The following is a 22,491-nucleotide window of genomic DNA, read 5'->3' as shown; positions in this document are numbered from 1 at the left end:
ATGACCGAGGCCCCGCAGCGCCCTGTCGGGCCACCCGTCAGTGACGCGGACCCGTTCGCCCCCGACGCCCTGGAGCATCCCGAACCCCTGCACCGCGCTCTTCGCGCGGCCGGTCCCGTGGTGTACCTGACCCGCTACGGCGTCCACGCCATGGCCCGCCATGAGGAGGTGCACGCCGCGCTGACCGACTGGCAGCGCTTCGAGTCGGGATCGGGTGTCGGGCTGGCCAACTTCCGTCACGAGAAGCCGTGGCGCCCGCCGAGCCTGCTACTGGAGGCCGATCCACCCCGGCACGACGCCCCGCGCCGCGTACTGCGCGAACTGCTCGCCCCACCCGCTCTGCGCCGGCTGCGCGAGCAGTGGACCGCGGCAGCCGAGTCGCTCGTCGGGGACGTGGTGTGCGCGGAAACGGAGTTCGACGCCTTCACGGAACTGGCGGGGGCCTTCCCGCTGCGGGTCTTTCCCGACGCGGTGGGCCTCGGCCCCGACGGGCGGGAGAACCTGCTCCCCTACGGCAACATGGCCTTCAACGCCTTCGGGCCGGTCAACGACCTCGTGGAGGCCGACGCGCACCGGGTCGGCGAGTTGTCGGCCTGGGTGAACGCCCAGTGCGCCCGCGAGGCGCTGCGCGAGGACGGGATCGGGGCACGGATCTGGGCGGCCGCCGACCGGGGCGACCTCACCCACGAACAGGCACCTCTGGTCGTGCGTTCCCTGCTGACGGCGGGAGTCGACACCACCGTCCACGGCCTGGCCGCCGCGCTGTTCGCCTTCGCCACCCACCCCGAACAGTGGCAACGGCTCCGGGAACGACCCGAGTTGGCGCGGGTCGCCTTCGACGAGGCGGTGCGCTGGCAGTCCCCGGTGCAGACGTTCTTCCGTACGGCGACGACCGATGTACGCATCGCCGGTGTCCTCGTCCCGGAAGGCTCGAAGATCCTGATGTTCCTGGGTGCCGCCAACCGGGACCCGGCCCGCTGGCACGACCCCGACCGTTTCGACCTCGGCCGCGATCCGTCCGGCCATGTCGGCTTCGGCATGGGCCTCCACCAGTGCGTCGGTCAGCACGTCGCGCGCCTGGAGGCCGAGGTCCTGCTCAGCGCGCTGGCCCGCCGCGTCGAACGGATCGAGCTCATCGGCCGCCCCCGCCGGCACCTCAACAACACGCTGCGTTCCTGGGCGTCCCTGCCGGTCCGTGTCCACACAGCGGTCTGACACGCCGACCGGCCCCCCGGCCTTCAGGACTGGACCGACCGAGGGCACTGAAGCAGGCCCCGACCAGTCCGCACCAGCACCGCACTTTTCTACGAACCCCCTCAGCGCACAAAGGAGATGAAGCTCATGACCGCACACCGCATCCTCGTCCGGGGCCATGTCGTCACCGCCGATCCCGGCCTCGGGGTCATCCGCGACGGCGAGGTGCTGATCGAGGACGGCGTCATCGCCGCCGTCGGCCAGGATCTGGGCGTCGGCGACGCCGAGGTCATCGACTCCGAGGGCGGAATCGTCGCCCCCGGAACCGTGGACACCCATCGCCACACCTGGCAGACCCAGATGCGCGGCTGCTGCGGCGACATGTCGCTGCAGCAGTACATCCAGGGCTTCTGGGCGGATGCCACGCCCTCCTACTCCGCCCAGGACGCACGGCTGGGCACACTCGTGGGAGCTCTGGAGGCTCTGAATGGCGGAGTGACGACCCTCCTCGACTACGCGCACATCACCAACACCCCGGAGCACGCCGACGCCGCGGTCGACGCGCTGCACGAGGCCGGGATCCGGGCGGTGTTCGCGTACGGCCTGGGACAGGCCAACGTCTTCGGCCCGCCCGACCACGACCGGCAGGCCGACTTCGCCCGCATCGCCGCCGAGCGCTTCTCCTCCTCGGACGGCCTGGTGACGCTGGGCGCCGCGCTGTCGGAGATCGGGATGGCGCCGATCTCGCTGAACAGGACGCAGAAGCGGCTCGCCGACGAGCACGGGGCGATCTCCACCGCGCACATCGGCGCGCTCTGGTCCAACCCTTCAGGGCTCGCGGAACTGCACGCGGCCGGAGTGCTCGACCCCCGGTTGGTCCTCGTGCACGCCAACACCCTGCGCGAGGCGGACTGGAAGCTCGCGGCCGAGGCCGGGGTGAAGGTGTCGACGACGCCCGAGAGCGAACTGAACATGGGCGCAGGCAAGTTGGCGGTCAACGACGTGCTCCGGCACGGCCTCAAGCCCACGATCGGTGCGGACATCGTCTCGCTCAACAGCGGTGACGTCCTCACGCCGACACGGCAGGCGCTGGCGTACACGCGCTGGGTCGAGGCGGAGCCTCTAAACCGCGAGGGCGCCGACGTGTACCAGGTGTCGCCGACGACGGCCGACGCACTCGAATGGGCGACGGTCAACGGTGCCGACGCCCTCGGCCTCGGCGACCACGTCGGCAGCCTCACCCCGGGCAAGCAGGCCGACCTCATCGTGGTCGGCGGACACCACCTCGGCATCCGCCCCGTGAACGACCCGGTGGCCCAGCTCGTGTTCCACGTCAGTCCTGGGCTCATCGACACCGTGCTGGTCGCGGGCCGGGCCGTGAAGCGGGACGGCCGGCTCGTCGGCGTCGACCTGGACCGTCTCCTGCGGCGGCTCGACGACTCCTCACGCGAGATCCAGGATCGCATGGCCCATCTGGCCGCCTCCAAGGTCCCGCCGCCCCCCGAGGTGATCGCCGCGTTCCCCCAGTGGATCGCCAACAACCTCGCGAGCTGAGCCCGCGTATCTCCCCAGCCGCCCGAGAAACAAGGAGGTTTCGGACATGGGCGACCACGCGATCAGGGATCGCACCGCCATCACGGGCACAGGCTGCACGGACATCACGAAGCGCAGCGGCCGCACCGTGCTGTCGCTCGCCACCGAAGCGGGCCTCAAGGCCATCGCGGACGCGGGCCTCGACCCCACGGACATCGACGGCCTGGTCACCTTCTACTGGGGCCGACGGGACACCCCGGCACCGTACGAAGTGGCCAACAGCCTGGGTCTGACGTCATGTCACATGTCGTACTGCGACAGCGGGGGCGGTGCCTGGGCATGCTCGGCGATCGCCGCCGCTGCCATGGCGGTGTACTCGGGGATGTGCCGCCACGTGCTGGTCTACCGCGCCTCCAACTCGCGCTCGGAGCCCTTCCCGTTCGAGGGCCTGGATGCCTGGCCGTCGGGACAGCGGCAGTGGAGCGAGCCGTTCGGCGCCACGCACGCGGCGACCCTGTACGGGCCGCACGTGACGGCGTACATGCGGCACTACGGCGTCGACAACGCGGACTTCGCGCCGCTGGCCGTGCAGCAGCGGACGAACGCGGGGCTCAACCGCAAGGCTCTGATGACCGAGCCCATCTCGGTGCGGGACCACCAGGAGTCGCCGTGGATCATCCATCCGTTCCGGCGCCTGGACTGCAGCATCTGGAACGACGGCGCCATGGCGGTGGTCGTCTCCTCCGCCGAGGACGCCCGGCGGCTGCGTCAGTCCCCGCTCACCATCCGCGCGATGGAGGGCGGCACGCTCGCGGCCCCGGTGAAGGCCAGGACTGGCCGGAACCACTGGGAGCTCAACGCCCGGATCGCCGCGCGCACCCTGTACGCGAAGGCCGGGGTGACAGCCGACGACATCGACGTCGCCCAGCTCTACGACCCGTTCACCGGCATGGCCTTGCTGCACATCGAGCAGTTCGGGCTGACGCCGGCCGGAGAGTCCGCGGACCGGATCCGGGCCGGTGAGCTGTCCCTGGACGGGCGTATCCCGGTCAACACCCACGGAGGGCATCTGTCCGAGGGAAACCTGGCGGGCCTCGGCCATGTCGTCGAGGCGGTCCAGCAGCTCCGGGAGGACGGCGTCGCCGACGACCACTGCACCGGGGCGCACGACTACGACCGTCGGCGCTGCCGACAGGTCCGTGATCCCCAACTCGCCCTCGTGGCCAGTGAGTCCGGCGACAGCGCCCTGATCCTGGGACGGGCCGCGTGACCGCCCCGGCACGGCCGGCCCCGGCCGTGGACACCGACAGCGCCGGCTTCTGGGAGGCCTGCGCTCGTGAGGAACTGGTCGGTCAGCGGTGCGGCACGTGCTCCGCCTGGCGCTGGCCCCCGCGAGACCACTGCCCGCACTGCCATGCCATGGACCCCGTCTGGGAACGGCTCGGCGGTACGGGCCGGATCGTCGGCTTCGTCGTCGTCCACCGGGTCCTGGACCCCGCGTTCGCCGACGAGACACCCCTCGCCATCGTCCATGTCGAACTCGACGGCACCGACGGGGAGATGGTCCTCACCTCCCAGCTCCAGCCGGGCGAGTGGCGTACGGCGGCGGTCGGCACTCCCGTCTCCGTCCGCTTCACCCGCGTACGCGACGGACTGACACTCCCCACCTTCACCATCCGAGACGAGCCGCAGGAGGCGCACCGTGTCCTCGACTGACACCCCCGGACCCCTGAACGGAGTCCGCGTACTCGACCTCTCCCACGTCCTGAACGGCCCCTTCGCGACGATGCTCCTCGCCCACATGGGTGCCGAGGTCATCAAGGTCGAACAGCGGGAGAGCCCCGACCGTTTCCGGCACGCCTGGATGCCGGTGGACGCCGACCACGACGGATACGAGTTCCTGGTCGTGAACGCCAACAAGAAATGCGTCACGCTGAACCTCAAGAACGAGCGCGGCCGTGAGGTCTTCCTGGACCTCGTGCGCCGCTCCGACGTCGTCGTGGAGAACTTCTCCACGGGCGTCATGGACCGCCTCGGCTTCGGCTACGAGGCCCTCAAGGAACACAATCCCGGGATCATCTACGCGTCGTCGAAGGGCTACGGCGAGAGTGGCCCGTACGCCGATCTGCGGTCCTTCGCGACGATCGCCATGGCCGTGAGCGGCTGGGCGGATTCGTCGTGGCGGCTCTCCGGCGCGCCGGGCACGCAGGTGTTCGGGCCGGGCGACGAGGCCGCCGGCGTCTCCATGGCCCTGGGGATCTGCGCCGCCCTCTACCACCGGGCGCAGACCGGGCAGGGGCAGAAGATCGAGGTGTCGATGCAGGAGGCCCTCATGGGCTTCATGGTCAGCGCCTTCCACGAGCACTTCGAGGGCATGGGGCCCGCCGGAGCGTACATGGAGGCGAAGGACGGCCATGTGGCCACCCATCTGCCCGACCTGACGGACGACCTGTTCAAGAGGTACTCCTCCGCGCTCGGGCATCCCGAGGCGATCGACGATCCGAGGTTCGCCACGGCCGCGAAGCGCCGGGAGAACCTGAAGCTGCTCCAGCGCACGGTCGGCGAGTGGATGAAGCAGTTCACGGCCCGTGAGCTCTTCGACATCCTCCGCGCCCAGAAGGTGCCTGCCGGGCCGGTTCTGTCGATCGGCCAGGTGCTGGAGGACGAGCACATCGTCGCCCGTCAGGCCTTCGTCGACGTCGAACACGACGAGGCCGGCAAGCTCCAGCTGCTGGCGCCGTGGATCAGGTTCAGCCAGACCCCGGCGAGCATCGACCACGCCGGGCCGGCCGTGGGCGAGCACACCACCGAGGTCTACCGCGACCTGCTCGGCTACGACGAGGGCACGATCGACGAACTCCGCGAAGCCGGGGCGATCTAGGTGCTGGACTACAGCTGGCTGAACCTGGTGATCGACTGGCAGGGTGCGGCCGGGATGACCGCCGGGTCCGATGCCGTGGAGCAGTTCGAACGGCACGATCCCCGTCGGGCCATGGAAGACGCACACCTGCGGCTTCGCGCGCTCATCGACTCCGGCGCCCTGCCCACGGACCGGGACTTCTCCCGGGCCGAGCTGGCAGGGTTCACGGGGGTGAGCCGTGGTCCGCTGCGCGGGGCCATCCGGCTGCTCCGGGAAGAAGGGCTGATCGAGGCCCAGCCGCATCGTCGGTACAGGATCGCGCAGTTCGACCCGTGGGACGTGGACGCGGCCTGTGGCTCACGTGTTCTTCTGGAAGCGCTGGCCATGCGGCTGTCCCTTCCGCTGCTCGGCAGGGCCGATCTGGAGAGCGCGTACCACGCGCTGCTGGACATGGAAGCCGACCCTGAACCGGGTGTCAGTGCGCGATGGCACCGTGCGCACCACCGCTTCCACCGATCCTTCACCAGCAACGCCCCCGCCCTCCTTCAGGCCCGGCTCGTCGCGGGCGCCGAGCACGGTGAGCGCCATGTGCGCCGACTGGCACAGAACGGTGTTCCGGCACAGGCCCGTATCGGGCAGGACCATCGGCGCATCCACGAACTGGTGGCCGCCCGGGACCACGAGGCGGCCATCGCACGCACCGCACGCCATCTCGCCTGGGCCGCTGTCCGGTTGCTCAACGACACCGTGCCGACGTTCGAGCCGACGGCCACTCGCGCGGCCGTCGCGTTCGTGGCGGGCGGTGGGTCCACCGAGGCGGCAGGTACCGCGCCGTCCCGGTCTCACGCTCACGACCAGGCCCTCACCCCATAGGACGGCCCACGCGGGCTCACGGCCCGACAACGCACACACACCCAGAACTCCGACCATCACCAGGGGACGGCGATGACGACCCTCTCCACCCGAACCGACTACGCCATGCTCATCGGCGGCGAACTCCGACCGGCCTCCGACCGCGCGGTGATCGAAGCCACGAACCCCGCCACGGGACAGATCATCGGCTCGTTCCCGGCGGGCACCCGCACGGACGTCGACCTCGCGGTCACGGCCGCACAACGCGCCGCGCCGGGCTGGCGCCGCGCTGAAGCCACACAACGCGCCGTCCTCGTCGGGCAGTTGGCCTCGGCGATCACCGAACACGCCGAGGAATTCGCCCGTCTGGACACCGCGGACAACGGCAGCCTCCTGCGTGAGATGCGGCGCGACGTGGGGGCCACGGTGTCCTGGCTCCGCTACTTCGCGGGCCTGGCCCTCCAAGCGCGAGGAACCACGCTCCCCGGCTCCCCCGGAACCCTCACCTACACCACACGCTCCCCCTACGGGGTTGTCGGGCGCATCGTCCCCTTCAACCACCCCTTCATGTTCGCCGCAGGCAAGATCGCGGCGCCCCTCATAGCGGGCAACACCGTCGTGCTCAAACCGAGCGAGCACACCAGCCTGTCCACACTGCGCCTGGCCGAACTCGCGGCCGAGATCCTTCCCCCGGGTGTCCTCAACGTGGTGACGGGCTGGGGCTCCGACGCCGGAGACGCCCTGGTCGCCCACCCCGGCGTGCGGCGGCTGGCCTTCACCGGTTCGGTCGCCACCGGTCTGGCCATCCAACGCCGCGCCGCCGAGGCGGCGGTGAAGACCGTGACGCTCGAACTCGGCGGCAAGAACCCCCTCGTCGTGTTCCCGGACGCCGACCTGGACGTCGTCGTGGACGCGGCCGTGCGGGGCATGAACTTCACCTGGCAGGGACAGTCCTGCGGCTCCCTGTCGCGCGTCCTGATCCATACGGACGTGTACGACGCCTTCGTGGAACGCCTGGCCGAGCGGATCTCCGCCCTCCGTCCCGGCCTGCCCGAGGACCCCACGGCCGACACGGGAGCCATCGTCAACACCCAGCAGTTGCGGAAGGTGCTGCGGTACGTGCAGATCGGCCGCGACGAGGGCGCCCGGCTGTGCGTCGGTGGTGAACGTGTCACCGACAATGCACTCGCCGCGGGCCTGTTCGTACGGCCCACACTCTTCGCCGACGTGGACCCCGGCTCGCGCCTCGCCCAGGAGGAGATCTTCGGCCCCGTCCTGGCCGCCCTGCGGTTCCGGGACGAGGAGGAGGCGGTCTCCATGGCGAACGGCACCCGCTTCGGTCTGACCGCGAGTGTCTTCACCTCCGACCTCGCCACCGCCCACCGCTTCGCCGAGGCCGTCGACGCGGGCTACGTGTGGATCAACGAGGTGTCCCGGCACATCCCCGGCGCGCCCTACGGCGGCGTCAAGGACAGCGGCCTGGGCCGGGAGGAGGAGCTGGACGAGCTCCTCTCCTACACGCAGATCAAGAACGTCCACATCAACTTCGGGGAGCAGCAGGCATGACCGGCACCCAGCGGGGCGACGAGGCTCTGAAGAAGTACGACGACTCCATCCGCCAGGACAACCTGATCGGCCAGTGGTCGTTCGAGCCGCTGCTGGACGCGGCGGTCGGCGGCCCCACGCCACGTGGTGACGCCCATGTGTGGCCGTGGAAGACGACTCGCGCGCGTCTCGCCGAGGCCTCCGACGTCCTCGGCCCGGCCGGTGTCGGACGCTGCAACCTCACCTTCCTCAACCCCGGCATCACCCAGGGTCCCCCCGGCTCGACGCACACCCTGGCCGCGGGCATCCAGATCATGCGTGCACGCGAGGTCTGCTGGTCGCACCGGCACACCATGTCCGCGCTGCGGTTCGTCATCGAGGGCAATCCGGAGGCCTTCACGGTGGTGGACGGCGAGCCCCTCACCATGGACCGGTTCGACCTTCTCATCACCCCGCGGTTCTCCTGGCACGACCACCACAACCCGACCGACGAGGAGGTCGTGTGGCTGGACGTGCTGGACCTCGGTCTGACGCTCAGTCTCAACCAGGCGTTCTACGAGCCGTTCGGCGAGGCGAGCCAGCCCCAGCGCCCCTGCGCGGCGGAATCCCAGGGGCTGCGCGCCAAGGCCCTGCGCCCGGCCTGGGAACGTCCCCGCCTCGGCCGCCTCCCCATCCGCTACGCGTGGGCGGACGTGACCGGGATCCTCGACTCCTACGGCGACACGGCCGGCAACCCGTACGACGGCCTCGCGCTGCGCTACGCCAATCCCGTCACCGGGGGACCGACCATGACCACGATGGACTGCTGGGTCCAGCAGTTCGTCCCCGGATTCGAGGGCCTGCGCCACCGCCGCACCTCCAGCAGCGTCGGCTTCGTGATCTCCGGCCGCGGCCGGGTCGAGGTCGGCGACGAGGTGCTGGAGATCACCCCCGGTGACACCTTCGCCATCCCCAACTACGCCTGGCACCGCCTGATCAACGACTCCGACGACGTGCTCCGCGTCTTCTCCGTGCACGACATCCCGGCGATCACCGCGATGGGGCTGTTCTACGAGGAGCCCGTGCCCACCGTCGGCGCCCACCCGGCGCCGCCCGTCCCGGGGCTGCCACACCACCCCGTCCACCGCACCGACGCGATGCTCGAACCCGAGGAAGTCCGATGACCAGGTACTCGGTGGACGACATCCGCGGTGTCGTCGCGATCCTGCCCACTCCGGCGCTGCCCGGGTCCGACCGCTGGGACGCGGCGGACACCGTCGATCTCGCGGAGACGGAACGGCTGACGAACGCCCTGGTCGAGGCCGGCGTCGACGTCATCCTGACCAACGGCACGTTCGGCGAGGGCGCCTCTCTGACGCTCGACGAGGTACTGGCGTTCAACGACACCGTCGTCCGCACCGTCCGTGGCCGGGTGCCCGTCTTCGCCGGCGCGACGACCCTCAACACCCGTGACACCATCGGTCGCGCGCGCAGGCTCGCCGGACTCGGCGCCGACGGTCTCTTCCTCGGCAGACCCATGTGGGTCGCCCTGGACGACACCCAGATCGTGGAGTACCACCGCGCGGTCGCCGAGGCGCTCCCCGGCCTCTCCCAGGTCGCCTACGACAATCCGAGCGCGTTCAAGGGGAAGATCTCCCCCGGGGTGTACACCCAACTGGCCCGGATCCCGCAGATCGTGGCGGCCAAGCACATGGGCCTCGGCCTCATGGGAGAACGGTTCGTCACCGATCTGGAAGCGGTCGAGGGGCGGATACGGCTCCTCCCCATCGCCGAGGACTGGGCCACGACGGCACATCGCTTCCCCGACGAGATCGTGGCCTGCTGGAGCGGCGACGTCGCCTGCGGTCCGGCTCCGGTGCTGCGGCTGCGCGACGCCGTCCTGACCCGGGACTGGGACGAGGCCACGCGCATCCAGGCCGACATCGCCCACGCCCTGGGGCCCCTGTTCCCGGACGGGAGCTTCGAGGAGTTCTCCAAGTACAACATCCAGATCGACCGGGCGGAGTTCGAGGCGTCCGGCTACTTCACGCCCGGCCCGGTGCGACCGCCGTACACCAGCTGCCCGGAGTCCCACCTGGAGGGCGGCCGCGAGGCCGGCCGGAGATGGGCCGACCTCCACCGCCGCTACGGCGGAGCCGACAGCGCCGCCTGACGAACCCCACGCACCGCCCGTACGCACAGCAATCAGGAGTGGACTCATGAGCAGCAGCACGGAGCACACCGAGGACACGGCGACGGCGTCCCCGCCGAAGCCGCACGACTCCCCCGTCCGGGTCTCGCGCCTCGGCTATGTCTCCTTCGAGACGCCGGACGTGGCCCGGCTGATGGAGTACTACACGAAGGTGCTGGGCTTCGCCCTGGTCGACGACTCGCCCCAGCAGGCCTTCCTCACCACCGGCGCCGATCACCACTGCGTGATCATCGACAAGGCCGAGGTCGCCCGAGGTCGGTCCATCGTCGGCTACGAGATCCGGGAGAACCTCGACGACGCCCAGCGCCGGCTCAAGGATGCCGGGATCCACGGCGAGCGGCGCACCGACACGGGTCCGGGCACACCCGACGTACTGGTGCTGACGGAGCCCGAGACGGGCGCCACCCTGCACCTGTACGAGGACCAGCAGCCGAGCGGGGTGGAACCCACCTTCGACCACCGTCCCAGCAAACTCGGACACGTCGCCGCGTACACCACCTCGACGGGCAACATGCGCTCGTTCTACGAGGACGCGATGGGGTTCCGCTGGTCCGACTCGATCGGCGACTTCTTCGTCTTCCTGCGCTGCAACGCCGACCACCACGCGGCGAACTTCATGCAGAGCGACACGATGTCCGGCATGCACCACATCGCCTACGAGGCAAGGGACCTCACGCATCTCCAGACGATGATCGACAACCTGGCCAGGCACGACTACCGGTTGTACTGGGGACCGGGGCGGCATGCCGTGGGCCACAACATCTTCACGTACCACGAGGACCCCGACGGCAACCACATCGAGCTGTTCACGCAACTGGACGTGATGCTCGACGAGGAGAAGGGCTACTACGAGCCCCGGCCGTGGCACGAGCACTTCCCCATGTGCCCCACCACCTGGGAGGCGGACATCGCCGCCATGAACATGTGGGGCCCGATCCCGCCCGGCATGATCAAGCGCTGAGGACCGACACCGGCATCCCCGGAACCCGGCCGTCATCCGGTCGGGTTCCCACGACCTCACAGAACGGACTGAAGAACATGGGGAGTTGGAGCCTCACGACCTGCGAGACCCGGGGGGCCGTGCGCGGCTCCCGGGTGGCGGCGATCCGCCGCCCGGACGGCCGGTACGTCATCCCGGACGTCCTGCGGAAGTACCCCGGGCTCCTGGAGGTGCTGGACGACTGGGACACCGTGGCCCCGGTACTGCACGACCTGGAGCCGGACGAGCTCGAACCGGCGGACGTGGCGGAGACCCTCTCGGTGTGCCATCCGCGCAAACTGCTGTGTGTCGGCGCGAACTACCGCGACCACGTGGCGGAGATGGGCGTGCGGGAGATTCCGGAAGGTACGCGGCCGTACTTCTTCACCGTCCCGCCGACCACGACCATGGTCGGCGACGGCGAGCCGGTCCTCATCCCCGAGGATCCCGCTCTGCGCGTCGACTGGGAGGCCGAACTGGCAGTGGTGATCGGCCGCGGCGGCCGTGACATACCCGCGCACGAGGCGCTGGGCCACGTGGCCGGCTACGCCTGCTTCAACGACATCACCGCGCGCGGCCTGCTCCGCCGCGAGGTTGCCCTCGCGGCCCCGTTCACCTGGGACTGGCTGGGCTCCAAGGGGCTCGACACCTTCTGCCCACTCGGCGCGGTCACCCCGGCCTGGCAGGTGCCGGACCCCGGCGACCTCACCATCAGGTGCCTGGTCAACGGCGTGCTGAAGCAGGAGGCGAGCACCGGGAACCTCATCACGGGCGTCGCCGGGCTCGTCGCGGCGGCGAGCTCCGGCTGGACCCTGGAACCCGGAGATGTGATCGCCACGGGCACCCCGGCCGGCGTGGGGCAGTCCCGTGGCGAGCAGCTGACGGCGGGCGACGAGGTACGGGTCGAGATCACAGGGCTCGCTCCGCTCCACAACCCCGTCAGACACCGCAAGCCGAACCTCTCGCCGGAGAACCCATGACCACGCACCTCTCCTCACCCGGCAGCGGCCCGCCCTCCCCGGTTCCGCTCGAAGGCCTCCAAGACCACGACGGCCTGGACGCCGCAGGGCGCCGGCTGCTCTTCCAGGACGCACGGACCGTCCGCACCTTCTCCGGGCGGCCAGTGCCCGACGAGCTGCTCGTCGACCTGTGGAACCTGGCCCAATGGCCGCCGACGGCCCTGAACAGCCAGCCGCTGCGCATCGTGCACGTGCGCTCCCCGGGAGGGAAACAACGGCTGCTTCCCCTGGTCGACGAGGGGAATCGGGAGAAGACGCGCCAAGCACCGGTGACGTCCGTCCTGGCCGCCGATCTGCGTTTCCACGACCGTCTTCCGGAGCTGTTCCCCGTGCACGAGGGCCTGCGCGAGGTCTTCGAGGCCCGCGGACGCCCGCACCGTGACGATCACGCCCGTTTCAATACCGCCCTGCAGATCGGGTACTTTCTGCTGGCCGCCCGGGCCGTCGGCCTGTCGGCGGGTCCGATGGCCGGCTTCGACTCCGCAGCCGTCACCCGGGAGTTCCTCGTCACGGACCACACGGACCACGTCAGCGCGCTGCTCCTGGTGAATCTGGGCTACCCGGGGGCGGAGGCGTACCGGCCGCGCCTGCCCCGCCTGCCGGTCGGCGAGGTCGTGGGCTGGGCCTGAGTGCTCGGGCGGACCCGCCCCGCATGAGGGGCCCCGCCCGGCTCGGGTCGTCTCCTGGCAGGAGACGACGTCCAGTGGGGCAGAATGGCTGTCATGGCCATGGATCCGGAACTGCATGCCCGTGCCGCCGCCTTGCCGGACCGCGAGGTGGACCCCGGTGAGGCGGCCCGCAAGCTGGAACTCGAATCCGTCATCGCCCGGCAGGTGCGCGAGTACCGCACCGCGGCGGGCCTGTCGGTGGCGGAAATGGCCACGCGCGTCGGCATTTCCAAAGCCATGCTCTCCAAGATCGAGAACGCTCAGACGTCGTGCAGCCTCACCACGCTCGGACGCCTCGCGACCGGGCTCGGCATCCCGGTCTCGGCACTGTTCCGCGGCGTCGACACCGAACGTGAAGCGGTATACGTCCAGGCCGGACAGGGTGCGCGTATCGCGCGTCGCGGCAGCCGCGTGGGGCACGTCTACGAGCTCCTCGGCGCCCTGCGCGGACCGCACAAGCGCATGGAAGCCGTCCTGGTGACTCTTACCGAATCCAGTGAGGTCTTCCCCCTCTTCCAGCACCCCGGCACCGAGCTGATCTACATGCTGGAGGGCGAGATGGTGTACGGACACGGCGAGGCCGGCTACACCATGCGCCCCGGCGACGCCCTCCAGCTCGACGGCGAGGGCACCCACGGCCCCCAGGAACTGGTGGAACTCCCGATCCGCTTCCTGTCCGTCACCGCGTACGGCGACCACAGCCCGAGCTGAGCAGTCACACGGTCCCGCCGCCCGCGGACTGCCGGCCGGCCTCAACAGCCCTCGCGGGCGGCAGGCCCCGCCCGCGAAGCTGCTGCTAGGCTACGGCGGACGTAATCGTGTACCGAGGAGCGGCAGACATGGTGGGTGACGACGACATCTGCGGGTGATACCCGGATGTGAGCGGCCACCGGCAGGTGCAGAAGAGCACTGCCGAAGTGGCCTCGCCGTCGTTCCCTCTCCCACTCTGCCCGGGGCAGACGTCTCTTCCTGCCCCCTTCCATCACACGAGGTCACCCCATGTCCGATGCTGCCATCGTCTGCTCGAACGTCTCCTTCACCTGGCCCGACGACACACCCGTCTTCCAGGACCTGTCGCTGACCGTGAGCACCGGTCGTACGGGACTGGTGGCTCCGAACGGCTCCGGCAAGAGCACCCTGCTCAAGCTGATCGCCGGCGAGCTCCGGCCCGGCGCCGGGTCCGTCTCGGTGGTCGGCACCCTCGGCCATCTCCCCCAGAGCCTCCCCCTCACCGGCGAACTCACGGTGGCCGAGGTACTGGGCGTCGCCGCCGTGATCCGGGCCATCGACGCCGTGGAGTCCGGCGACGTCGACGAGAAACACTTCACGACCATCGGCGACGACTGGGACATCGAGGAACGCACCCGCGCCCAGCTCGACCGCCTCGGCCTGACCGACCTCACCCTGGACCGCAGTCTGAGCACGCTCAGCGGCGGTCAGGTCGTCTCCCTCGGACTCGCGGCCCAACTGCTGAAGCGGCCCGACGTGCTGCTGCTCGACGAGCCCACCAACAACCTCGATCTCGACGCGCGCCACAAGCTCTATGACGTGCTGGAGGACTTCAACGGCTGCCTGCTGCTCGTCAGCCATGACCGGGCCCTGCTCGACCGTATGGAGCGCATCGCCGAACTCGGCAGCGATGAAACGCGTTTCTACGGCGGCAACTTCACCGAGTACGAGGATGCGGTGCGGGCCGAGCAGGACGTTGCCGAGAAGAACGTCCGCAATGCCGAGCAGGAGCTGAAGCGGGAGAAGCGGGAGATGCAGCAGGCCCGTGAACGCGCCGAGCGCCGGGCAGGGAACGCCGCCCGCAATCTCAAGAGCGCCGGTCTGCCGCGCATCTTCGCCGGCAACATGAAGCGCGGAGCCCAGGAGTCCGCAGGGCGGGCGGGGCAGATGCACGCCTCTCGGGTCGGCGAGGCCAAGGCCCGGCTGGACGAGGCGGCGCGTGCGCTGCGCGACGAACAGCGCATCACGCTGGACCTTCCGGACACCGACGTGCCCGCGGGGCGCACCCTCTTCCTCGGCGAGGCCATGCAGGTCCGGCACGGCGGGCGGGCCGTGTTCGCCGGTCAGGGTGTCGACCTGACGATCCGGGGGCCGGAACGCATCGCGCTCACCGGGGCCAACGGAGCGGGCAAGAGCACGCTGCTGCGGCTGATCAACGGTGACCTGACGATGGACAGCGGCGAGATCAAGCGCGCCGACGGACGGATCGCCTACCTCTCGCAGCGGCTGGACGTGCTGGACCTGAACCGTACGGTCGCGGAGAACTTCGCCGCGTTCGCCCCCAGGCGGCCGGAGGCCGAGCGGATGAACCTGCTCGCCCGCTTCCTCTTCCGAGGTGCGCGGGCGCATCTGCCGGTCGGGGTCCTCTCCGGCGGCGAGCGGCTCCGGGCGTCCCTGGCCTGTGTCCTGTGTGCCGAACCGGCCCCCCAGTTGCTGCTCCTTGACGAGCCGACGAACAACCTGGACCTGGTGAGCGCGGGGCAGTTGGAGAGTGCGCTGGGCTCCTACCGGGGGGCTTTCGTGGTGGTGAGCCATGACGAGCGGTTCCTGACGGAGATCGGTGTCGGCCGGTGGCTGCGGCTGGCCGACGGCGAGCTCACCGAGACGGGGGCACCTCAGCGGTGAAGGGCCGGCACGTTTCGACCGGGCCCGCGCCGAGGTGTGTCACCGGCGGGCCGAGCACCGATCACATGGGACGCATCACCATGCCGCAACCACCCCTGCTCGCCCATGACCTCGTCCGCACCCTCGGCAGCAGGCGGGTGCTCGACGGTGTCTCCCTCGTCGCCTCCCCCGGGCACCGCATCGGGCTGATCGGGGAGAACGGCGTCGGCAAGTCGACTCTGCTGCGTCTGCTCTCCGGGGTGGACGAACCCGATGCCGGGCGGGTCGAGCGCCCGGCCGACCTGGGCTTCCTCCACCAGGAGATGCCGTTCGACGCCGAGGCCGCCATCGCCGACGTCCTGGACGACGCCCTGCGCGAGGCACGCGAGGACCTCGTCGAGCTGGAACGACTCTCCGAGGAACTCGCCCGTACCCCGCAGGACTCCCCCGCCTACGCCGCGTTGCTGGAGGCGTACGGCGGGCGGCTGGAGCGGGCCGAGGAGCGCGAAGCGTGGGACGCCGACCGGCGGGCCGCGCTCGTCCTCGACGGGCTCGGTCTCGGCACTCTTGCGAACGACCGCACCCTCGGGTCGCTCTCCGGCGGCCAGCGCGGCCGGCTCGCGCTGGCCGCCCTGCTGGTCCGGCGGCCCTCGGCGCTGCTGCTGGACGAGCCGACCAACCACCTCGACGACGATGCCGCCGCCTTCCTGGAGGAGCAGGTGCGCGGCCTGCCCGGCGTCGTGGTGCTGGCCAGCCATGACCGGGCCTTTCTCGACGCCGTCTGCACCGACCTGATCGACCTCGACCCGGCCGTGGACGGCCCGGTCCGCTACGGCGGCAACTACAGCGCCTACCTGTCGGAGAAGAACGCCGAACGGGAACGCTGGGAGCGGCGGTACGCCGAGGAGCAGCAGGAGCTCGCGGCGCTGCGGTACTCGGCCGCCGTCACCGCCCATGTCGTCGCCCCGAACCGTGAGCGGAGGGACAACGAGAAGATGGGGTACGGCCACCGCGGCGGCCGGGTGCAGAACCAGATCTCACGCCGGGTGCGCAACGCCACCCGCAGGCTGGAGGAACTGGGGCGCACACAGGCCGGTGCCCCGCCGGCGCCGCTGCGCTTCCAACACGCCGCGCTCGCGAAGGAGTCGGCGGACGGCACCCTGGTGGCCCTGCGCGACGCCCGGGTCCCGGGCCGCCTGGCCGTCGGGCATCTCGACGTGTCGGCGACGGAACGGCTGCTCGTCACAGGGGGCAACGGGGCAGGAAAATCAACGCTGCTGACCGTGCTCGCCGGGCGGATCGCCGCACAGGGCGAAGTACGGCGGCGACGCGGGCTGACGGTGGGGCTGCTGGCCCAGGACAGCGTGTTCGACCGGCCGGAGCGAACGGTCCGGGACACCTACGAACTCTCGCTCGGCGCCGAACGGGCGGAGGCCGTCCCGTTGGACTCGCTGGGCCTGATGCACGAGGCGGACCTGGACAAGGCGGTCGGTCACCTGTCCGTCGGTCAGCGGCGCCGCCTCGCCCTGGCGCTGCTGGTCGCGCACCCGCCCGCGCTCCTGCTGCTCGACGAGCCCACCAACCATCTCTCGCCCAGGCTGTGCGACGAGTTGGAGGAGGCCCTCGGGACCGGCCCCGGCACGATCGTCGTGGCCAGTCACGACCGGTGGCTGAGGAAACGCTGGCAGGGCCGGGAGCTCCGGCTGGCCCCATGCTGAGGCAGCCAACGCGACTGCGGCTACGACTCCATTAAACTTTTACAGTCCAAACACAATTTCGGTTGGGTTGGCATACGCCTGTTCAACCGCAATGGTGCAGTAACAGCGGTGACAGCACCGACAGCGGAGTGCGGAGGAGAACGTTTCGATGGCGCCGGAGCGAAACATGGGGCTGGCGGGTAGCGAACCCAGCCGTGACGAGGTCAGGCAGCGGGTCAACAGCCTCTACGACCACGCCGAGTCCGCCACCGAGACCTTCAACGCGACCCGCGCCAGGACCGCAAGGTCATTCGACCGCATCGCGCCGGCCGGCAGGGGGACGCGCCGGGATTCCGACGCCGGCGTCGACGCCATCACCCAGCAGTGGTTCGACGCCGGCCGCACGTTACTGGGTCCGACCGTTCGAGCCGTCCTGCCGCCCGACCGGATGCCACCGCCGCCGCCCATGGCCCCTTCCACGCAACTGACGGAGGGTCGGCCGGCCGGTCCCGCGGTTCCGCCCAGGCAGTTGGAATCCTCCCGCTCCATACCGGAGTTGCCGGCTGCACCCGCACCCTCACTCGCACCTCAGTCGCCCCTCGCCCCGGCAGGGACCACAGCGGGACCAGCTCTCGCCCTCGATGCCCCACCGGCCGCAACAGCACCAGCGATGTTGACAGCGGCGGTGGCGGCGCCGCCTGAGCAGCCGCAGTTCCTCCCTCTCCCGGCGAGTGAGTCGCTGTCGCAGCAGGGCGTCGGCGGGGCAACACTTCCGGCAGCACCGCCGGCCACACTGCCGACCGTCAACGCACCCATCAGTGAAGGGGCGCCGGCCGAGAGCCCACTCCCGGAACCTGTCCCTGCCGCCGGTGGCAGAGGCCTGGCGACGGTCGCCTTCGCCCGCGCCCAGACCGGCAAGCCCTGCGTCTGGGGTGCGACCGGCCCCGACTCGTACGACTGCTCCAGCCTTACCCAGGCGGCGTGGAGAACCGTCGGCGTCGATCTCCCGCGCGCCGCCCAGGACCAGGCATTTGCCGGGAGACCGGTGTCACTCACCAGCCTCCTGCCGGGCGACCTGGTCTTCTTCCACGCCGACGCCCACCACGTGGGCCTGTTCACCGGTGACGGGACGGTGATCCACGCGCCAGCCCCTGGACGCGTCGTCCGCGAGGAGCCGATCTCGGCCGTTGGGGAGGAGCCCGTCCACAGCGCCGTGAGGCCGGCGTAGTTGGCAGTACGGCTGCCAGCGACACCCGATGGGGTCACAGGTGTGTGTCTGGTGAGTCTTCTACGGCCCACCGGACACACCAGTGGCAACAGCGAACTGCAATGGGAGTACCAAGCCCTCCGGCGCAATCCAACTCCACGCGCCATGCGCCGCACCGGGTCAGGATTCGCCTCTTAATCGTCGACGCACTTGGGGTACTTCGACCCCCGATTGCAGTCGTGGTAGTCGTACTTGCTGACCCGGAACTTCTTCTCCTCGCCTCCCTTGGCCGGTTCGACAACCAGGTAGAACTTCTTCCCGCTCTTGACCTTGTCGGTAACTCGCCCTTCAGGGCCCTGGTCGAAGTTCTGCGCGCAGCCGGCGAGTGCCAGGGCGGCAACTGCAACGAGAAGGAGGCGTTTCATGTCGTGCTCCGATCAATTGAGGACCAGGGCAGTGTAGGAGAGCCGATTGACTGGCGGGGGCACAGGGGCTCGCTCCCGCAAACGAGAACCTTTTGCTGGTGAGACAACGGAAAGCGCGCCGTATGCCCACGCCTTCGCCGTCCAACTCAAGCACGAGCGGCATGTCGGCTGCCTGGAAAAGGGGCGACCTCCCGAGCATTCCGTCCCGGCGTTCACGATGTCCCCACGGTGTGGCCATCTGTCTGCATGTACTTGTCATTTGCCGACTACAGCATGCTCGATAGCCATCCCCCGGAAAGGCATCCATGTCTCACGCACGCAAGGCATTCCGCAAGCGCTCCCTGACGATCGCGGCAGCCGCGCTCGTGACCGCCGTCGTGGCCGCGCCCGCTCAGGCGGACCCCTCGGTCGCCGAGGTCACCGCCAAGGCCGAAACGCCCACCCTGTTCGATGACGCGGCAGGCGGCGAGGCCACCGCGGACGACCCGGCGATCTGGCGCGACTCCGACGACCCGGCCAAGAGCCTGGTGCTCGGCACCGCGAAGGTCGGCGGCCTGCGGGTGTACGACCTCGCGGCACGCGAGGTCCAGTCGCTCCCCGCTCCGCAGGCGCCCGGCGCCGGGGACGAGCCTGGCCGCATCAACAACGTGGACGTCATCGACGGCGCCAACCTTGCCATCGCGACCGACCGCGGCCGCGACAAGCTGGTCATCTACAGCATCGACGGCGACCGCGCGGAGGGCCCCGTCAAGGACGTCACTGCCCAGAAGGCCGCCCCGTACATCTTCTCGGCCGATCAGGACGAGGTGAACGAGCAGGCCACCGCCTACGGACTGGCCTCCTGGAAGGACCGGAAGACCGGCCGCATCTACGCCGTCGTCAGTCAGGAGCTGACCAACCAGGTCGCCCTGCTGGAGCTGACGAAGGAAGCGGGCGGCACCTACGGCTACCGCAAGATCCGCACCATCGGCTTCCCCACCACCTTCACCCTGCCGAACGGCAAGACCTGGACCCCCTGCGAGGAGCCGGGCGAGCAGCCCTACCTCGAGGGCATGCGCGTCGACCCCGCGAACGGCATGCTCTACGCGGGCCAGGAGGACGTGGGTGTGTGGCGACTGCGCGCCGATCTCACCGGCGAGCCCACCTTGATCGACAAGGTCAGGGACTACGGTGTCCCCTCCACCTGGGATCCCGAGGCCGAAGAGTGTGTCCCGGGCGAGGACCCCGGCTTCGGCGGGGACCACCTCACCGCGGACGTCGAGGGAATCACGTTGCTCGACCGGCCGGGCGGCGGTGGCTATGTCGTCGTCTCCAGCCAGGGCGACAGCACCTTCGCGATGTACGACCGCGATCCGGCCAGGGGCAACGCGTATGTGAAGAGCTTCCGGGTCGTCGCGGGCCAGGGCGAGGGCGCGATCGACGGCGTCGAGGGCACCGACAGTCTGGAGATCGTCAACCAGTCGTTCGGGTCGGCGTACCCGCAAGGGCTCGCCGTGATCCAGGACGAGACGGACACCCCCACGGTGACCGGCGACGACGGTGAACCCCGCGAGGGCACCAACTACAAGTACGTGGACCTGCGGAACGTCGCCACCGCCACCGGGCTCAGCTTCCGCTGACACCGGGCGACACCACGGGCGCCCCTCGGTCCGCAGCCTCGTACCGAGGGGCGCCCGTGTGTCACGGGACAACGGCCGTGCCGTCCGCCTCAGTCGAGCAGGCCCGCGCGGTGGGCGAGGATGGCCGCCTGAACGCGGTTGGTGAGGTCCAGCTTGCTGAGGATGCGGCTGACATGGGTCTTCACGGTGGCTTCGCTCACGTACAGATGGGTGGCGATGTCGGTGTTGGACCTGCCGCGGGCGAGGGCGACAAGGACCTCGCGTTCCTTGTCCGTCAGGACCTCCAGTCGGCGGCGGGCCTGCGCGGTGCGTCCGGAGCCGGGGTCGGCGTCGGCGAACCGGTCGAGCAGGCGGCGCGTGATTCTGGGCGACAGCATCGCGTCCCCGCTCGCCGCGCTGCGGACCGCGGCGAGCATGTCCGCCGCGGTGGCGTCCTTGAGCAGGAATCCGACGGCTCCGGAACGCAGGGCGGTGTGCACGTACTCGTCGAGATCGAACGTGGTGAGTACGACGACCTTCGGCGGCGTGGCCAGCGTCCGGAGCCGCTGGGTGGCCGTGAGGCCGTCCGCGCGTGGCATCCGGATGTCCATCAGGACCACGTCCGGACGTTCCGATCGCGCCAGGCTCACCGCTTCCGCGCCGTCGGCCGCCTCACCGATGACGGTGATGTCGTCGGCGGACTCCATGATCGTGCGCAGCATGGACCGCACCATCCATTCGTCGTCGACGATGAGGACGCGGATCACCGGCCGTCCTCCCTGTGCTCACGCTGCTCCAAGGGCTCCGAGGGCGCCCTCTGCTCGTCGTGCTCCACGGCGAGTGGCACCACGGCAGTGACGTCGAATCCGCCGCCCACTGTGGGCCGTGCGGTCAGTTCGCCCCCGACGAGCCGGACCCGCTCGGCGATGCCCAGCAGACCGTGCCCGCCGCTGGGCAGTTGAGGCCCGCCGGGGTTCCGGCCGGGGTGGTTGACGACGGAGAGGCGAAGGCGGTCGGGTTCCTGGCGGACCTCGACGTGGGTCGCGGCATCGCCCGCGTGTTTACGGACGTTGGTCAGCGCCTCTGCGGCGACCCGGTACATCGCGTGTTCGGCCAGCAGGGGCGGCCGCTCCCCGGTGTCGTTGGTCATGTCCAGGGTGACCGGCAGGCCGAGGCCACGGAACCGGGTGACCAGGTCGTCGATGTCGCCCAGGCCCGGCTGCGGGGCCAGCGGCACGTCGCCGTCGTTGCGCAGCAGGCCCACGAGGGAGCGCAGTTCGTCGAGGGCCTCCCGTCCGATCGCGCCGATCTGCCGGGCGAACGTGGTGGCGTCGCGCCCCTCGGCCGCCTCGAGCGCGGTGGCGTGGAGCACCATCAGCGATACCCGGTGGGTGACCACGTCGTGCATGTCCCTGGCGATCTGGGTGCGCTCCTCACTGCGCGCCTGCATGACCCGCAGATCCCGCTCCCGCTCGGCCCGTTCGACCCGCTCACGCATCCTACCGACCAGTTCGCGCCGGGTGCCGACGTACAGTCCGAGCAGCGCCGGGGCCACGCAGATGGCAGCGCTCAACGGCGTGGCGGCATCGGCCCCGCCGACCCGCCAGAACGGGATGCCCACCACGACGACGGTCGGCAGCGTCGCCGCCGCGGTGACGCGCCAGGACCGGCTGCGTTCCGCCAGGGTGTACTGGGCGAGCACCACCGCGGCGATCCCGGCCACCGCCACCCAGCCTGCCAGGGCCACGAGGACTGCCTGTGCCGGTCGGCGCCGACGCCGCCACAGGGAGGCGCAGACCAGTAGGGCGAGGGCTACGGAGAACCACAGGGGCGGGCGCCAGTCGACGTAGTGGAACACGGGGGACTGCGTCGCCGGGGTGACCGTCGCCGCCGCGCAGCCGGCTGCCAGGACCGCGTCGGCGATCCGGGCGCGGTGCGCGGCGAACGCCGGGACGTACCGGCCGAACAGGCTCATGCCGAGCAAACTAACCCGCGAAGGAGCACCCGGGCATCAGTGGAAAGTTGTAGACGCCGGGCCCGGAACATCCGTCCTTCGGCCGCCGGTTCTCGCGACTTGGCCGACGTCCCGGACCCCCGGCGCCGCCCAGGC

At 70.3% G+C, this 22,491-nt stretch carries 20 protein-coding genes; 17 read left to right on the top strand and 3 right to left on the bottom strand.

The window, feature by feature from the left end; all coding sequences use genetic code 11:
* The 16 genes from FPZ41_RS02015 (at position 1) to FPZ41_RS01940 (ending at position 18,379) form a co-directional block, all read left to right on the top strand.
* Complete coding sequence (locus tag FPZ41_RS02015; RefSeq protein WP_152858275.1) at positions 1 to 1,215, top strand: cytochrome P450; 1,215 nt, start codon at positions 1 to 3, stop codon at positions 1,213 to 1,215.
* A gap of 126 nt (positions 1,216 to 1,341) precedes the next feature.
* The gene (locus FPZ41_RS02010; protein ID WP_194235951.1) at positions 1,342 to 2,748 is read left to right on the top strand and encodes an amidohydrolase family protein; all 1,407 of its coding nucleotides are present in this window, start codon (positions 1,342 to 1,344) and stop codon (positions 2,746 to 2,748) included.
* 46 nt (positions 2,749 to 2,794) lie between these two features.
* Complete coding sequence (locus tag FPZ41_RS02005) at positions 2,795 to 3,997, top strand: thiolase family protein (protein ID WP_152858269.1); 1,203 nt, start codon at positions 2,795 to 2,797, stop codon at positions 3,995 to 3,997.
* Positions 3,994 to 4,443 carry a Zn-ribbon domain-containing OB-fold protein gene (locus tag FPZ41_RS02000; protein WP_152858267.1) on the top strand — a complete coding sequence of 150 codons (450 nt, stop codon included), beginning with the start codon at positions 3,994 to 3,996 and terminating at the stop codon, positions 4,441 to 4,443. Before FPZ41_RS02005 ends, FPZ41_RS02000 begins: the two co-directional genes overlap by 4 nt.
* Entirely contained in the window at positions 4,430 to 5,608 is a 1,179-nt protein-coding gene (locus FPZ41_RS01995; protein WP_152858264.1) for a CaiB/BaiF CoA transferase family protein, read from the top strand. The genes FPZ41_RS02000 and FPZ41_RS01995 overlap by 14 nt, the downstream gene beginning before the upstream one ends.
* Positions 5,609 to 6,460, top strand: a complete 852-nt coding sequence (locus FPZ41_RS01990; RefSeq protein ID WP_152858261.1) for a GntR family transcriptional regulator — start codon at positions 5,609 to 5,611, stop codon at positions 6,458 to 6,460.
* A 72-nt stretch (positions 6,461 to 6,532) separates the two neighbouring features.
* Complete coding sequence (locus FPZ41_RS01985; RefSeq protein ID WP_152858258.1) at positions 6,533 to 8,005, top strand: aldehyde dehydrogenase family protein; 1,473 nt, start codon at positions 6,533 to 6,535, stop codon at positions 8,003 to 8,005.
* On the top strand, positions 8,002 to 9,147 hold the full coding sequence (locus FPZ41_RS01980; RefSeq protein WP_152858256.1) for a cupin domain-containing protein: 1,146 nt from the start codon (positions 8,002 to 8,004) through the stop codon (positions 9,145 to 9,147). Before FPZ41_RS01985 ends, FPZ41_RS01980 begins: the two co-directional genes overlap by 4 nt.
* The gene (locus FPZ41_RS01975; RefSeq protein WP_152858253.1) at positions 9,144 to 10,136 is read left to right on the top strand and encodes a dihydrodipicolinate synthase family protein; all 993 of its coding nucleotides are present in this window, start codon (positions 9,144 to 9,146) and stop codon (positions 10,134 to 10,136) included. The genes FPZ41_RS01980 and FPZ41_RS01975 overlap by 4 nt, the downstream gene beginning before the upstream one ends.
* A 46-nt stretch (positions 10,137 to 10,182) precedes the next feature.
* Entirely contained in the window at positions 10,183 to 11,136 is a 954-nt protein-coding gene (locus tag FPZ41_RS01970) for a VOC family protein (RefSeq protein ID WP_152858250.1), read from the top strand.
* A 77-nt stretch (positions 11,137 to 11,213) separates the two neighbouring features.
* Positions 11,214 to 12,134: a fumarylacetoacetate hydrolase family protein gene (locus tag FPZ41_RS01965; protein ID WP_152858247.1), complete on the top strand. Its 921-nt coding sequence runs from the start codon at positions 11,214 to 11,216 to the stop codon at positions 12,132 to 12,134.
* Positions 12,131 to 12,802 (top strand): malonic semialdehyde reductase, encoded by a 672-nt coding sequence (locus tag FPZ41_RS01960; RefSeq protein WP_152858244.1) that lies wholly within the window; start codon positions 12,131 to 12,133, stop codon positions 12,800 to 12,802. Before FPZ41_RS01965 ends, FPZ41_RS01960 begins: the two co-directional genes overlap by 4 nt.
* A gap of 93 nt (positions 12,803 to 12,895) precedes the next feature.
* Complete coding sequence (locus FPZ41_RS01955) at positions 12,896 to 13,552, top strand: helix-turn-helix domain-containing protein (RefSeq protein WP_228022356.1); 657 nt, start codon at positions 12,896 to 12,898, stop codon at positions 13,550 to 13,552.
* A 288-nt stretch (positions 13,553 to 13,840) separates the two neighbouring features.
* Positions 13,841 to 15,475, top strand: a complete 1,635-nt coding sequence (locus tag FPZ41_RS01950; protein WP_152858238.1) for an ABC-F family ATP-binding cassette domain-containing protein — start codon at positions 13,841 to 13,843, stop codon at positions 15,473 to 15,475.
* 80 nt (positions 15,476 to 15,555) lie between these two features.
* Entirely contained in the window at positions 15,556 to 17,172 is a 1,617-nt protein-coding gene (locus FPZ41_RS01945) for an ABC-F family ATP-binding cassette domain-containing protein (protein WP_152858385.1), read from the top strand.
* Positions 17,173 to 17,320: 148 nt separating this feature from the next.
* On the top strand, positions 17,321 to 18,379 hold the full coding sequence (locus FPZ41_RS01940; protein WP_194235950.1) for a C40 family peptidase: 1,059 nt from the start codon (positions 17,321 to 17,323) through the stop codon (positions 18,377 to 18,379).
* Between the two features lie 173 nt (positions 18,380 to 18,552).
* On the opposite strand, the gene FPZ41_RS01935 is transcribed toward FPZ41_RS01940, so the two are convergent.
* Complete coding sequence (locus FPZ41_RS01935) at positions 18,553 to 18,783, bottom strand: lipoprotein (protein ID WP_131560083.1); 231 nt, start codon at positions 18,781 to 18,783, stop codon at positions 18,553 to 18,555.
* 305 nt (positions 18,784 to 19,088) lie between these two features.
* Between FPZ41_RS01935 and FPZ41_RS01930 the strand changes: the two genes are divergently transcribed.
* On the top strand, positions 19,089 to 20,402 hold the full coding sequence (locus FPZ41_RS01930) for a phytase (protein WP_152858236.1): 1,314 nt from the start codon (positions 19,089 to 19,091) through the stop codon (positions 20,400 to 20,402).
* 89 nt (positions 20,403 to 20,491) lie between these two features.
* Here FPZ41_RS01930 and FPZ41_RS01925 read toward each other — a convergent pair whose 3' ends face one another.
* The gene (locus tag FPZ41_RS01925) at positions 20,492 to 21,148 is read right to left on the bottom strand and encodes a response regulator transcription factor (RefSeq protein ID WP_322619716.1); all 657 of its coding nucleotides are present in this window, start codon (positions 21,146 to 21,148) and stop codon (positions 20,492 to 20,494) included.
* On the bottom strand, positions 21,145 to 22,356 hold the full coding sequence (locus FPZ41_RS01920; protein ID WP_152858234.1) for a sensor histidine kinase: 1,212 nt from the start codon (positions 22,354 to 22,356) through the stop codon (positions 21,145 to 21,147). Before FPZ41_RS01920 ends, FPZ41_RS01925 begins: the two co-directional genes overlap by 4 nt.
* Positions 22,357 to 22,491: the final 135 nt, after the last annotated feature.

Origin of the sequence: Streptomyces acidicola, assembly GCF_009377235.1 — a bacterium.
GTDB classification, from domain to species: Bacteria; Actinomycetota; Actinomycetes; order Streptomycetales; family Streptomycetaceae; genus Streptomyces; species Streptomyces acidicola.
The sequence above is the reverse complement of the archived record's forward strand: the minus strand, read 5'-3'. Positions and strand labels throughout refer to the sequence as shown.

What these genes read in the sequence shown, in the direction of transcription:
- FPZ41_RS02015 (WP_152858275.1), top strand. Translation starts at nt 1, where the DNA reads ATGACCGAGGCCCCGCAGCGCCCTGTCGGGCCACCCGTCAGTGACGCG.
- FPZ41_RS02010 (WP_194235951.1), top strand. Translation starts at nt 1,342, where the DNA reads ATGACCGCACACCGCATCCTCGTCCGGGGCCATGTCGTCACCGCCGAT.
- FPZ41_RS02005 (WP_152858269.1), top strand. Translation starts at nt 2,795, where the DNA reads ATGGGCGACCACGCGATCAGGGATCGCACCGCCATCACGGGCACAGGC.
- FPZ41_RS01985 (WP_152858258.1), top strand. Translation starts at nt 6,533, where the DNA reads ATGACGACCCTCTCCACCCGAACCGACTACGCCATGCTCATCGGCGGC.
- FPZ41_RS01980 (WP_152858256.1), top strand. Translation starts at nt 8,002, where the DNA reads ATGACCGGCACCCAGCGGGGCGACGAGGCTCTGAAGAAGTACGACGAC.
- FPZ41_RS01975 (WP_152858253.1), top strand. Translation starts at nt 9,144, where the DNA reads ATGACCAGGTACTCGGTGGACGACATCCGCGGTGTCGTCGCGATCCTG.
- FPZ41_RS01970 (WP_152858250.1), top strand. Translation starts at nt 10,183, where the DNA reads ATGAGCAGCAGCACGGAGCACACCGAGGACACGGCGACGGCGTCCCCG.
- FPZ41_RS01965 (WP_152858247.1), top strand. Translation starts at nt 11,214, where the DNA reads ATGGGGAGTTGGAGCCTCACGACCTGCGAGACCCGGGGGGCCGTGCGC.
- FPZ41_RS01960 (WP_152858244.1), top strand. Translation starts at nt 12,131, where the DNA reads ATGACCACGCACCTCTCCTCACCCGGCAGCGGCCCGCCCTCCCCGGTT.
- FPZ41_RS01955 (WP_228022356.1), top strand. Translation starts at nt 12,896, where the DNA reads ATGGCCATGGATCCGGAACTGCATGCCCGTGCCGCCGCCTTGCCGGAC.
- FPZ41_RS01950 (WP_152858238.1), top strand. Translation starts at nt 13,841, where the DNA reads ATGTCCGATGCTGCCATCGTCTGCTCGAACGTCTCCTTCACCTGGCCC.
- FPZ41_RS01945 (WP_152858385.1), top strand. Translation starts at nt 15,556, where the DNA reads ATGCCGCAACCACCCCTGCTCGCCCATGACCTCGTCCGCACCCTCGGC.
- FPZ41_RS01940 (WP_194235950.1), top strand. Translation starts at nt 17,321, where the DNA reads ATGGCGCCGGAGCGAAACATGGGGCTGGCGGGTAGCGAACCCAGCCGT.
- FPZ41_RS01935 (WP_131560083.1), bottom strand. Translation starts at nt 18,783, where the DNA reads ATGAAACGCCTCCTTCTCGTTGCAGTTGCCGCCCTGGCACTCGCCGGC.
- FPZ41_RS01930 (WP_152858236.1), top strand. Translation starts at nt 19,089, where the DNA reads ATGTCTCACGCACGCAAGGCATTCCGCAAGCGCTCCCTGACGATCGCG.
- FPZ41_RS01920 (WP_152858234.1), bottom strand. Translation starts at nt 22,356, where the DNA reads ATGAGCCTGTTCGGCCGGTACGTCCCGGCGTTCGCCGCGCACCGCGCC.